Origin of the sequence: Coraliomargarita sinensis (assembly GCF_003185655.1) — a bacterium.
In the GTDB taxonomy this organism is placed as follows: domain Bacteria; phylum Verrucomicrobiota; class Verrucomicrobiia; order Opitutales; family Coraliomargaritaceae; genus Coraliomargarita_B; species Coraliomargarita_B sinensis.
Genome location: NZ_QHJQ01000012.1, coordinates 1 through 13,179, shown reverse-complemented (window position 1 = coordinate 13,179; position 13,179 = coordinate 1). Strand labels below are relative to the sequence as shown.

Sequence of the window (13,179 nt, the reverse complement as noted above, 5' to 3'; positions counted from 1 at the left end):
GCCAGCATTTTACTCCTTATGTCATATTTCCGAATCATTTTATCACTCACTGCGGCCCTCTTTCTTCACACCTCACTTGATGCGGTGAATGTAAATAGCCAGGGCATTAAAAACCGGGCCCTCTTTGGCATCAATTTTCCGGGCGGCACCCGAAGTTACCATGCACAGGAAAAGGCCGTTCTTTCCATCTCGAAACAGGAGTACGTCACGGCAGCATTTCGCGTAATTGAACTGAATATCGTCACCGATGGGCCTGCAATGCTCCGCATCTACTACAGCCGCGCGCTCAAAGCCGGCGAACTTCAGGCCGCACTGGGTGACGCAGCGGAAGCTTCGGGCGTGCCGGGTTCTTCCATCGTCAAAACTCCCCTTCCTCCGCAAGTAGAGGCGATGGCTGGCAGAGGCTCGGACATTGCGGACAGCATAACCAGTGACACCGTCATTAAGGAGTACCCGCATGCGACTCACGCCCATACGATTGAATTTCGTATTTCCAGCCGGAGCGAGCTGCTGGAGCTGCATGACGAACTTAGAAAACACTGGCTCAAAGAGCCGACCTTTTTTCTTGCCGGACAAATTGTCAATCCGGACGAAAACCCGCAAAGCGAATTAAAACCGCGTAGCCTCGGCGGAACGCTATTCACGGTCGAGGAATAAAATCACCGGCGGATTGGACCTTCTGCACCTGCTCTGCATTGTGCATTTTCCATGCCCTCTCATCACGACTACATCCGCCTGCGAGGCGTCCGCCAAAACAACCTGAAAGGCTTCGACCTCGACCTGCCGATCGGTCAGCTCACCGTCGTCACCGGCCTGAGTGGCGCAGGTAAATCGTCACTTGTTTTCGAGACCCTGCATGCGGAGGGCCAGCGCCGCTATGTGGAGACTTTTTCGCCCTACACGCGACAGTTCATGGAGCTCCTCGATCGGCCGGATGTGGACAGCGTGGAAAACATACGCCCTTCCATCGCCATACAGCAGTCCAATACGGTCAAGACCTCCCGCTCAACGGTGGGAACCATCACGGAGCTGTGCGATTACTTCAAAGTCTGGTTTGCCAATGCCGCCACACTCTACGACCCGGCCACGGGGAAGGCCATACGTGATGATAAACCGCAAAACATCTGGAAAAGCCTGCTCAAGGATTTTTCGGAAGAATCCATCCTGGTCTGTTTCTCTGTGGAAAAGCCCGGCAAGCTGAAGTGGTCGGAAATCATCAAGGCTCTCAGCGGGCAAGGCTATACCCGCGCCATACATGCCAAACAGGTCGTACGCCTCGAGGAACTGAAAATATCCAAGCTGAAGGCGAAAGACCAGCTGCATATCATTCAGGACCGCTTGAAAGTAAACACGAGTGCACGGTCCAGATTTATTGAGGCAGCCCATCAGACCTTCGCCTTCGGCAAGGGGCGCATGCAAATCTTCGATTTGAATGCCCGGCAACTCACCGCATTTACCCAGGGTCTTAATTCTCCGAAAACCGGTGAAAGTTTCCGGCCGGCAACGCCGGCCCTTTTTTCCTTCAATTCCCCCATCGGAGCCTGCCCAAGCTGCCGGGGCTTCGGGCGCGTGATTGAGATCGACTACGATCTCGTTATCCCCGACCAGAGCCTATCCATCGATGATGGCGCCATTCGTGCCTTTCAGGGCGAGGTTTACAGCGAAAGCCTGCGCGACCTGCAACGCGCGGCCCAACACCACAAAGTACGTACCAACGTTCCCTACGGAGAGCTGACGACGCGGGAGAAAAATTTTATCATCGAAGGTGAAAAAGACTACGAGGATGGAAGCTATCACAACCGCTGGTATGGTGTCCGTCGATTTTTCGGCTGGCTGGAGAGCAATGTCTACAAGATGCACGTCCGGGTCTTCCTCTCAAAGTTCCGCAGCTACAGTCGCTGCCCGGATTGCCAGGGGGCACGCCTCCAACCCGAAGCCCTCAACTGGAAATGGCAGGGCCACACCTTGCCGGATTTATACGGGAAAAGCGTCAACGAACTGATTGCACTGCTTCACCGTGCCAACACACAAAAAGCTGCCACCGGTAACACCGCATTAAGCGGTATCCTCAGCCGACTCTCCTTTCTTGACCAGGTCGGCCTCGGCTACCTCGCACTCGACCGCAGCTCACGAACCCTATCGGGCGGGGAAACCATGCGGGTCAATCTGACATCGTGCCTGGGCTCGGCGCTAACTGACACACTCTTCGTTCTCGATGAACCTTCGGTCGGGCTACACTCCCGCGATATGGATCGCCTCATCTCGATCCTCCGCCGCCTCACCAATCTCGGAAATACCGTTGTCGTGGTGGAGCACGATGAGGCCGTCATGCGGGCGGCCGACAACCTCATCGAAATCGGCCCGAAGCCCGGCGTCAACGGGGGCCAGCTGACCTTTCACGGAAACTACGACCGTATCCTGAAATCCGATACACAGACCGGGCGCTTTCTCTCCGGCCGGGAACAAATCGATGTCCCCAAGAAACGTCGCCCCTGCATCCAGGAACCCACCACAAACCACTCAACCACCTCGTCCCGCCGTAGCATAGCGAAGGCGGATCAACCACCCACCACAAACTACTTATCCATTTACGGAGCGAGTAAGCACAACATCAAGGAACTCGACCTGCATCTGCCACAGCAGCAACTCGTTTGCTTGAGCGGCGTATCGGGCTCGGGAAAGAGCACCCTGCTCAACAACGTCATTTACCAAAACCTTCTCGTTCAGAAAGGCCTGTCCGCGGATGATCCGGCCACGCTCAAGGACATCGAATCCACGCTGCCACTCTCGGAAGTGGTGCTGGTCGATCAAAGCCCGGTCAGCAAGACACCAAGATCCAACCCGGCACTGTTCTCCAAGGCGTGGGATGAAATTCGCAAGCTCTTCGCCAAGCTCGATGCGGCCCGGGCGGCGGGCATGCAGCCGGGGCATTTCTCATTCAACGGCGGTGATGGCCGCTGCCCAACCTGCTCCGGCCTCGGGTATGAACGCATTGAGATGCAGTTTGTGTCCGATCTTTTTGTGCCCTGCGAAACCTGCGAGGGGCAGCGCTTCAAGCCCGAAGTTCTGGAAATCGTTTACAATGGTAAATCCATTGCCGGCATTCTCGAACTCGATATCGACGAAGCGATTCTCTTTTTCGGCGAGCATCCGAAGATTGTTCGCGCGCTTCAACCGCTCATTGATGTGGGGCTCGGCTACCTTAAGCTCGGTCAACCACTCAACACCTTGTCCGGGGGCGAGTCACAACGACTGAAATTGGTTCGCTATCTTGGCCGCATCTCGCGCCCGAAGCGCACGCGTAACGATGACCATGGCGTTTCTAAAAATTCTTCGCATGCCATGATACTGATCGACGAACCCACGACCGGGCTGCACCGGGCGGATATCAAACGCCTGATCAAGGTGCTGCAGAGCCTCGTGGATTCCGGGCACTCCGTCATCGTGATCGAGCACAATCTCGACCTGCTCAAGGTCGCGGACTGGATTGTCGAAATGGGCCCGGAAGCGGGCGACAGAGGCGGCCGGGTTATTGCCGAAGGCACACCGGAACAGGTCGCAAAGATGAAGTGCGAAACTGCGCCCTACCTCAGCGAAGCCCTGGGAGAGGGTCGCGGCGTAGTCCATCAAGCGTCTGCCGCAGAGTCACAAGCCCGCTACAACAGCGTTCAAGGCGCGAAGTCGGACGCGAAGCCTTCAAAACTAGCTACGCTCAGCGTCCGGGGCGCACGTGAACACAACCTGAGGAATATCTCCACCGATATCCCGCACAACGCGATTACTGTGGTCACCGGAGTCTCCGGTTCCGGAAAATCATCGCTCGCTTTCGATATCGTCTTCGCCGAAGGCCAGCGCCGCTTCATGGAGAGCATGTCGGCCTACGCACGCCAATTCGTGGAGCAGATGCCACGGGCAGATGTTGATGCACTCGATGGTATCGCGCCAACCGTGGCCATTGAGCAACGCGTCACCCGGGGCACGCGGAAGTCGACCGTCGCGACCATTACGGAAGTCGCTCAATACCTGCGCCTGCTTTTTGCCCGAATCGGTATCCAACACTCCCCCATCAGCGGCGAAGCCGTCGTCACCCAAAGCGAGAGCGCACTCCAGAAGCGCCTCGAAATCCTCCTCAAAGAATACGGTTCAAGCAGTAAGAATCGGCAAGCCAATGCCCCGCTCTACCTCTGCGCGCCGCTATTACGTGGACGCAAGGGGCACCATGAACCACTCGCCAATTGGGCCCGTGACCACGATTACAGTATGCTCCGCATCGACGGACAAATGGTACCGCTGGATCAGTTTCAAAAACTCGACCGCTACCGCGAGCATGACATTGACCTGGTGCTGGAGGAGTTGTCCGCAAGGCAACGAACCACCGCCGCCATAAAACAACGGAGCAACGCCAAGTTGCAGGAGGCTCTGCGTCTGGGCAAAGGGAGCGCCCTGATCCTGAACGCTCAAGGCGAGGTTTTGAGCTGGCTCTCGACCAAGCGGACCGACCCGGCAACCGGACAGGCTTTTCCCGAGCTCGACCCGAAACACTTCTCCTGGAACAGCCCGCGTGGCTGGTGCCCGACCTGCCGAGGCTACGGGCAACTGTTTGATTGGATGTCGAGCGAGGAAGACAGCCGAATCGGACATCCCGATCCGAATGATTACGAAAACGGCGGCACCTGCCCGGATTGCCAGGGGGCACGCATCAACGAACTCAGCCGGGCCGTGCGCCTGCCGCTGAAGGCATCCAGGAAAGTCGAGCGTTCCATCCCATCGGCAGCTTCGACCGACTCACGGCTTTCAGCGAAAACAGCTCCGACAGTCTCTCTCCCAGAGTTACTCTCGCTCACACCAAGTAAACTGCTCACGGCCCTCAAAGCAGTCAAAACCACCAAGCGCACAAAACCGATTCTGGATGAACTGCTGCCGGAAATCGAAGAACGCATGCGCTTCATGGACCGGGTCGGCCTCGGCTACCTGGAACTCGACCGGGCCACGGCGACACTCTCCGGAGGCGAAGCCCAACGCATCCGGCTCGCAGCTCAACTAGGATCCAACCTATCCGGCGTGCTCTATGTACTGGATGAGCCCTCGATTGGCCTGCATGCCCGCGACAACGAGCGCCTGATTCAATCGCTTGAGCAACTCCGTGACCGAGGGAACACCTTGCTGGTCGTCGAGCACGATGCGGACACCATGAAGCACGCAGACAAGATTATCGACCTGGGCCCGGCGGCTGGCATCCATGGCGGTGAGATTGTCGCCAGCGGCACACTCGCTCAACTCAAGCGAAACAAAGCGTCGATTACCGGGAAGTATTTGCGAAAAAGTCTGTCGCATCCACGCCGCGGGGAATATCGGGAACTTCCCGCCCCGTGGAGCCCACGCAAAAAAAAGGACAATCAGAACTGGATCGTCCTGCAGCAGGCGGCGCTACGAAATTTGAAAGGCTTCGACCTCATGATCCCAAAGAACCGCCTGACTGCGGTATGCGGGGTTTCCGGCGCGGGCAAATCAACCCTGATCCGGGACCTGCTAAAGCCTCTGGTGGACGAGGCAGTTAATCAAAAAGCGGAAAAATTGGGCCCGAAGCATCTGTCCAGCAGTCACCCTTGTGCTTCCGTGTCGCTCTCTGGCTCCAAAAAGCAGTCAAACCGCTTCAAAACGCTCCATCATGCCCACGACATTCGCAAAGTCATCGAAGTGGACCAAAGCCCCATTGGTAAAACCCCTCGCTCCACACCGGCCACCTATATTGGGGCTTACGACATCATTCGGCAGATTTATGCCAGCCTCCCCGAGGCAAATATGCGCGGCTACACCGCCGGCACTTTCTCCTTCAATACCAAGGGTGGTCGCTGTGAGAATTGTAAAGGTGCCGGCCGGGTAAAATTGGAAATGAATTTCATGCCGGACACCTATGTGACCTGCGAGGACTGTGGCGGGCGTCGCTACGGCAGCGAGTTGGACGAGTTGCAGTGGAACGGCAAAAGCATCGCCGATGTTCTGGAAATGAGTTTTGAGGAAGCCGCCGGGTTCTTCAGCTTTCATACCCAGCTCAGTCATCTCATGCAGTTGATGGTCGAAACCGGACTGGGTTACATCACGCTTGGCCAGTACTCGCCCACTCTATCCGGTGGTGAGGCCCAACGCATGAAGCTGGTGAGTGAGCTTGCCAAGGGCCAACCCAGCTTCAAGGAACGCCAATACAATAAAGGCCAGGGCAACCTCTACATTCTGGAAGAGCCGACCATCGGACTGCACCTTTCCGACGTGGAGCGTCTGACCGAACTCCTGCATCGCCTCGTCGACAAGGGCCACAGCGTGATTGTGATTGAACACCACCTGGATGTCATCCAGGATGCGGACTACGTAGTCGAGATCGGGCCGGACGGAGGGGACGCCGGCGGGGAACTGCTCTACCAGGGCAATGTAGCCGGGCTCAAGAGCTGCAAGGAAAGTGCCACCGCGCAGTTCCTGTAGCGCCCTAAAAACCTTTTTGCTGCAGAACTTCCTGCAACTGGCTTTGGAATTGTTCCAGATCCGCCGCTGCCGGACGGTACTCCGGATCATCTTCATCCGGAATCAGGCCGAGTTGGCCGCTGGCACTGAGTTGCCAGCCGAGGGACTTGCCGTCGCTGAAATTGGCCGTCCCGCTGACGAGCGAGCCAGGGCGCATAACCGCATCGACATCAACCGACACGCCACCGGCGCTGGCACCACCTTCATCCACCAGCTCGGCGTCGGCCGCCGGCTTGGCCGCCTCGGCGGAACTGTCACCCTCTTCCGTTTCGGGCTCCACCATGGGAACATCGAGATCATCCACCAAAAAGCGCACGTCCATGTAAGTCATGGAAATTTTAAATTCATCCAGCAACAATCGCTGGATATCGGCAATCGATCTGGCTTCCTGCACCCATTCGACGACGGCAGACTTTTGACTATCAGTTAGTTCCATAAGGACGTGGAGGTTGGACAAAGTCCCCTTCCCGTCAATATCAAGAAATAGAGAAACCGGAATATCAGGCCCGGCCGCTCGAAAGCTGCTTAATCAGGTAATCGACTCCCCGCTTCACACTACCATCCTGTTCCATCATGTTCTCAACCTGCTTGCAGGCGTGAATGACGGTACCGTGGTCGCGCCCGCCAAAGGCATCACCAATCGACTTCAACGGATCACTGGTCAAGGTGCGGCTGATATACATCGCAACCTGCCGGGGAAAAACAATCTGGCTGGTCCGACGACGGCCGACGAGTTCACTGAATCGAATGTGGTAATAGTCAGCGACCTTCTGCTGGATCTGTTCGACGGTCACCTTGCTGGCCGCTTCTTCCTGAAGCAGGTCGCCAAGCAAACGCTCGACCGAATCGAGGTCGATCTTACGGTCCACCAAAGCGTCGTAACCGGCGATACGGGTCAAGGCGCCCTCCATCCGGCGAACGTTGCGCGATACCCGCTCGGCCAGAAAATCCATAATTTCGTCGTCGAGGGTAATCTTCATTGAAGCCGCCTTCTTACGAAGGATCGCCACGCGGGTCTCGAAGTCCGGTGCCTGAATGTCGCTGACCAGACCCCATTGAAAACGGGAGACAAGTCGGTTCTCCAGTTTTTCGATTTCGTTGGCCGGACGGTCGCTGGCCAAAAAGATCTGTCGTCCGGACTCGAAAAGATCGTTGAAGGTGTGGAAAAACTCTTCCTGCGTGCTCTCCTTCCCGGACAGAAAATGAATATCGTCCACCAGCAAAGCATCAACGTTTCGGTAGAACTTCCGGAACTTCGCCAGTTTGTTCTCCCGGATCGCATGAATGAACTCGTTGGTGAACTTTTCGGTGGAGATGTATGCGATTCGGGCGGAGGGATTGTTCAGCAGCATCTGGTGGGCCACCGCGTGCATCAAGTGGGTTTTGCCCAATCCCGTCTCACCAAAGACAAAAAGCGGATTGTAGGCGCGGCCCGGAGCATTGGCCACGGCGATCGAGGCGGCATGGGCAAGCTGATTGCCAGACCCCACCACAAAGTTGTCGAAGGTGTTGCTGGGATTCAGCAGTGAGCGATTCGGCACCGGCGCGTGGTTGACCGGAATGTCCCGGCTTTTTTCACGGGATGAGCTCTCGACACGGTTGTGCGCTTCCGACTTGGATTCATTACCGCTTTCCTCCTTTTCCTCCGGCTTCGCGACTTCGATCGAAATTTCCACAGGAGCTCCGGCAAAACTACGGGCCTGCTGACTGATGACGTCTAAAAAGTTATTCTCGATCCAGATGGCGTTAAACTCTGAAGCCGCCTCGAGAACGATCTTCGAATGGCTCTCATGGGCACAGACAAGATCACTGAACCACATCTCGTAAATATCTGCTGGAAAGAGATTTTTGAGCTGTTGATTCGTGCTTTCCCAAAGGGTGAGATCAGGCGTGGTTGAGGGCATGGAAATGGTCTAAATGGCAAATTATTCACACTAGTGCGTCATCGATACGTAACTCGGGCGAGACGCAGGCGGCAGGGATACTTGAAAAAGAAGCGCTATTTGCTCGGTGCAATACACTTCGTTAGGTAAAAGTTGGACAATATTTTTACTAACTTCTCTACTTCAATGACTTGCAAAATTGTTGTTTGTTTTGGTTGTTTGTAAAGGAAATGTAAGTCGTTGGAAATCAAGCCCGCTGAAAGGATCAAAATCAACGATGTGCTATAGAAAGCGACAGCCGAAACCGCTTGGCAAGGTCAACTTCTGCACAAGTTATTCACAATCCCCGGATCAATAACTTTTACGAGATTTTTCGCTCGCTTGTAACGGACCCGTGACAATTCCACTAACCTTTGAAAAAGCGCGGTTTCCAGCATTTGGTTCCGCCCGATATTGACTAATTTTACTATCGCTATGTTGATCCCGAAATTATTTTGGCATCCGAAATTATTTTTCGCGGGCTTTGTTTGCCATATTGGCGATCAAGCGCTCGTTGAATTCGGTCGCGGAGTCGTGCCCCATCTTTTTCAAAGCCTGGACCATGGCCGCAACTTCGACCAGGCGCGCCATGTCACGGCCCGGACGAACGGGTATTTCCATGGCCGGAACTTTCAATCCGAGAATTTCAACACTGTTTTCTTCGAGCCCGGTGCGTTCCTCGTCCATCCCGAGGTGCCAGATGGTAAAGTTGATGATGAGGTCGAGCCGCTTCTCCAGCCGGACGGAGCGGACGCCGAAGAGCTCGGCGATATTGATAATGCCCAGGCCCCGGCATTCCATATAACCCCGGCTGAGCTCGGAGGAATTCCCCAGCAGTTCACGTTCGCTGAGTCTTCTGACATAAGTCAGGTCGTCGGCGACCAAACTGTGCCCCCGTTCAATCAAGGCCAGCGCGCATTCGCTTTTCCCCACGCCGCTTTCACCGCAAATCAGAGTACCGATGCCTTTGATGTCCAGCAAGGTCCCGTGGATATGGGTTCGGGGGGCGAACTTGTCCTCGAGAAGCAGTGTTGCTTCGGTGGTAAAGGTCTTCGACTTCAGAGGGGTCCGAATCAGCGGCGTCTTGTACTTGTTGGCCAGCTGTTTCAGCGTTTTCGACGGGGCCAGTTGCCTGGATATAATCATGCAGGGAACCTTGCGCTCGAGAATCGCCGTCATGATGACTTCTTCCTCTTGCTCGCTTTGCTCCCGGAGGAAGGCCATTTCACCCGCCCCGAGCAACTGGATGCGCTTGGCGGCGAAGGCGGTAAAAAATCCCACCATGGCGAGGGCAGGACGATTTAAACTGCGCTCCCGGATGGTCTTATCGAGCCCCTCTTCCCCGGCAACAATCTCCATTTTGAGAGGCTCTTTAAAGGACTCGTAGAACTCCCGAACCGTGACCGCCTCGACGAATTTTGTGTTATTGGTGTGTATATCGATCATCACTCAATTATCAGCGCTACATGTTAAAGTCTTCTCCGAGATAAAATTCGCGGCTCTTGGGGTCGTTGATCAGGAAGTCGCTACTTCCTTCACTGAGCACGGAACCTTCATGCAGGAGGTAAGCGCGATCAACAATGCTGAGGGTTTCCCGGACATTGTGGTCGGTAATCAGCACACCGATATTTCGCTTGGCGAGCTGCACGATAATTTTCTGCACTTCACTCACACTGATCGGATCCACCCCGCTGAACGGTTCGTCCATCAACAAAAACTTGGGTTCGGTCACGAGTGCCCGGGAGATTTCCAGACGGCGGCGCTCGCCACCACTGAGGGTAAAGGCTTTTTGCTTAGCCAGATGCTGCAGGCCTAGTTCCTCAAGGTGCTCCTTCACGCGCTTGTCGCGCTCGGCACGGCTCAGCGGGAGCGTCTCGGCGATCGCCCTGATATTCTGCTCCACCGTCATCTTTCGGAAGACAGATGCTTCCTGTGGAAGATAGCCGATCCCGCAGCGGGCACGTCGATACATCGGCAGGTCGGTCAGGTCGTCGTCATTGAGAAAAACCTGACCCTCGGTCGCGGGGATCAACCCCACCACCATATAAAAAGTGGTGGTTTTCCCGGCACCGTTCGGTCCGAGCAATCCGACAATTTCACCGGCATTGACGTTGATACTCACATCATTGACGACGCGCCGCTTACCGAAATCCCGCACAAGTCCACGGGTTTCAATCTTTGGTGGGGCAGATTTGGAATCCATATGAGTTCAGCAAAAACAGTCCTGCCCGACTCCGCAACGCATTCCTTTGTTTGCCCTGCAATTACTCTTCGCTACTTCCGGGCAAGGCGGGCAATGTGATTCGCGCACGCTCCTGTCCCGGACCGCCACCACCCTCGACGATGGCTTTACGCTGCCCCTGAAGGAGCGTCATGCGAAAACCGGAAACACGGCCGCGCTCGTCATTGACCACGGCATTATCCTCGAGCACGACCTTACCCTCTTTAGGCATGATAAAAGCGCGGCTCGCGGTAGCGGTACGCCCGGCCTGCTTGATCACGACAGAGTCATGAGCTTCGATACGCTCTACTTCCAGGCGTTCGGTCCCTTTAGTATCGGACGACACCAGGCGCTTCTCCTTTGCAATCACGTCCAGCCGGGCGCAAGTCGCTTCCAAGTTCGTCCCGGAGACCTCAACATCTTCGGTAAAGCGGAACAAGGTGCGATCAGGTTCTTCAATCATGCGCAGCAGCTGACTGCGTACAATCGTCACTTCAGGTTCAACTTGCTCCGTCTTCTCATCTTCCTCCGCCGTGGCTAATGTCGGCGTGAAAGTCTTATAGCCGAGATCCGGCATTTCCGGTAATTCGACACTCACCTTCTCGTTCTCCGAACCGGTGACAATCGCCAGCTTTGGCTTCAGTTCCATTTTCTCACCGGTAATCACGGCTTCGCCGTTGGTCACTTTCGGCTGCCCTGTCAGCTCACAGCGCTCTTCTGCGGGAAAGAAAACCACCTTTTCCCCGGTGGCCACCTGCCCGGCCTGCTCGATACGCACACCGCCTTCCGCGACCAATTCACGCACCTCACCGACTTTCAGCTCACCGTTTTCCACTCCTTCAGCATCCGCCGGCTTTTCTTTTTTCGCCTGGTCCGCTTGTATCGTCATCTTCGCGGCTTGAAGTTGCACGGCGCCTGACATGACTTCGACCTGCTCTTCAAACAGGAACCGGTTTCCGCCATTGATTTCCTGCATCGTGATCTGATTGGCCAGAACGATCGTTTCTTCACTGAGCGCAGACACCCCCTGAAGGCCGAGACCACCCGTCTCGGTTAGAATCATTTGGGCACGTCCCTCGGACGGACTTCCCTCGATAACGAGTTCTCCCGACTGACTGCGCACCACCGCTCCGCTGATAAATGCGCCCGCCACTTCAATCTGCGGCGAGCCTATTAAGGTCGCACGGCCCTCCCGGGTCAGGAATTTGGCTTCACCCGCACGAACCGTGCGTCCTCCTTGCAAGATCGTCACTTCTTCCATCGCGACAATCTCGCGGACGGAATCGAGCTTCCCCTGTCCCAGCTTGGGAGCTTCCTCATCCCCACCCGGGGCATCCGCCAGGGCGATCAGGATATGACTCTCCAAATTCATGTCGCCGGAAACCGCCTGCACCGAACCGCTGAATTCAAAGTGATAGTCCTCCTCCGTCGTTTGCAAAACCAGTTGGTCGCTCTTGATGACTGTCCGCTTCTCTTCAGCCGCAGGCGCCCCTTCCGTAAGCCCCCCGGTGATCGCCTGGGTAAACTCAACCACCGTATCCGCTTCCACCACGATCTCCTTGGTCGCCCCAATCCACTCCCACCCGGTTCCGGTGATGGTGAAATTGGCCCCCACAATCTTGATCGCCTTTTTGGAAAAAGCACGGTTCTCCTTTAAACGTATGGTCGCTCCGGGGCTGTCCAGCGTCAGCTCCTTGGCCATTCGCTCATCCCCCGAATAGACCCGCAAGGCCATGTCTTCGACCCGGATCTGCTCCTCATTGTCATAAATTCCCTTTTCCCCCTGAAGCACCCACTGCGTGTAACCGTTCTCTCCAAAGCGCGGGAAGCGGAAATTCTTCACCGGCGCGTTCGGCGTCATCTGCGCCCAAAGCGAAATCGAAACGGTAAAAAGTAAAAGAGGAGCTGTGAATCGCCCAATACGCATACTACTAAGAAAGGCAGCTGAGTAAGGGGTTCCAGCCTATAATCTTACCCGCCCTGAATCCATAAACATTGGTGTAGACCCCCGCAACAATCCATGAGGCCCTGCATAGCCGGAGGCGACGCAGGGCACGCTTCGCTGAACTTCAATCTTCACGTGGCCGCGCCACGCGTAGCTCGAAGAGCGAAGGGCTCACATTAAAGTAAACGCTTCGCCGCAAAAGCCTTACCGGAATGCGATTTCAGGTAGGCCTCAAAGGCCAGGGCCTTTTGTTTGCTCTCGAAGGCAGCATAGAATTTCAGCTCCCAAGGTAGATACTTCGAGGTATGCGGGCTCTGGCCGCAATTGTGCTCCTTCAGACGCTGGGTTAAGTTCGACGTACAGCCTATATAGCTCTTATCCGGATCAGACTGAGAAAAGAGAATGTAGGTATAATACATAACAATCCCTGAGGCCCTGCGTCGCCCCTGCTCTCCATCAAAGATTGGGGACATGGAGCAATTAAGCTACCATGTCCCCGATGATTAACAAGATAGGTCTAGCAGGATACGAAGTGATCGAGGTCTCTAGCAAGGCTGATGTTTACGAGTTGCGGG

The 13,179-nt window shown here is 55.6% G+C and carries 8 protein-coding genes; 2 read left to right on the top strand and 6 right to left on the bottom strand.

Annotated features, from left to right (window positions below; genetic code table 11):
* The first annotated feature begins 18 nt into the window (after positions 1–18).
* Positions 19–657, top strand: coding sequence for a hypothetical protein (locus tag DDZ13_RS13510; protein WP_110131993.1), 639 nt, complete (start codon positions 19–21; stop codon positions 655–657).
* Positions 658–708: 51 nt separating this feature from the next.
* Positions 709–6,477 carry an excinuclease ABC subunit UvrA gene (gene uvrA / locus DDZ13_RS13505; protein ID WP_110131992.1) on the top strand — a complete coding sequence of 1,923 codons (5,769 nt, stop codon included), beginning with the start codon at positions 709–711 and terminating at the stop codon, positions 6,475–6,477.
* A gap of 4 nt (positions 6,478–6,481) precedes the next feature.
* On the opposite strand, the gene DDZ13_RS13500 is transcribed toward uvrA, so the two are convergent.
* The 6 genes from DDZ13_RS13500 to DDZ13_RS13475 all read right to left on the bottom strand — a co-directional run bounded on the left by DDZ13_RS13500 (position 6,482) and on the right by DDZ13_RS13475 (position 13,023).
* A complete protein-coding gene (locus DDZ13_RS13500; RefSeq protein ID WP_110131991.1) occupies positions 6,482–6,952 on the bottom strand; it encodes a hypothetical protein in 471 nt (156 codons plus the stop codon).
* A 64-nt stretch (positions 6,953–7,016) separates the two neighbouring features.
* Positions 7,017–8,420, bottom strand: a complete 1,404-nt coding sequence (gene dnaA / locus DDZ13_RS13495) for a chromosomal replication initiator protein DnaA (RefSeq protein ID WP_110131990.1) — start codon at positions 8,418–8,420, stop codon at positions 7,017–7,019.
* A 486-nt stretch (positions 8,421–8,906) separates the two neighbouring features.
* Positions 8,907–9,884 (bottom strand): HPr(Ser) kinase/phosphatase, encoded by a 978-nt coding sequence (hprK, locus tag DDZ13_RS13490; RefSeq protein ID WP_110131989.1) that lies wholly within the window; start codon positions 9,882–9,884, stop codon positions 8,907–8,909.
* Between the two features lie 16 nt (positions 9,885–9,900).
* Positions 9,901–10,641 carry an LPS export ABC transporter ATP-binding protein gene (gene lptB / locus DDZ13_RS13485; protein WP_110131988.1) on the bottom strand — a complete coding sequence of 247 codons (741 nt, stop codon included), beginning with the start codon at positions 10,639–10,641 and terminating at the stop codon, positions 9,901–9,903.
* 61 nt (positions 10,642–10,702) lie between these two features.
* Positions 10,703–12,520, bottom strand: a complete 1,818-nt coding sequence (locus DDZ13_RS13480; protein ID WP_158279924.1) for an LptA/OstA family protein — start codon at positions 12,518–12,520, stop codon at positions 10,703–10,705.
* Positions 12,521–12,780: 260 nt separating this feature from the next.
* Entirely contained in the window at positions 12,781–13,023 is a 243-nt protein-coding gene (locus DDZ13_RS13475; protein WP_110131986.1) for a GIY-YIG nuclease family protein, read from the bottom strand.
* Positions 13,024–13,179 lie beyond the last annotated feature (156 nt).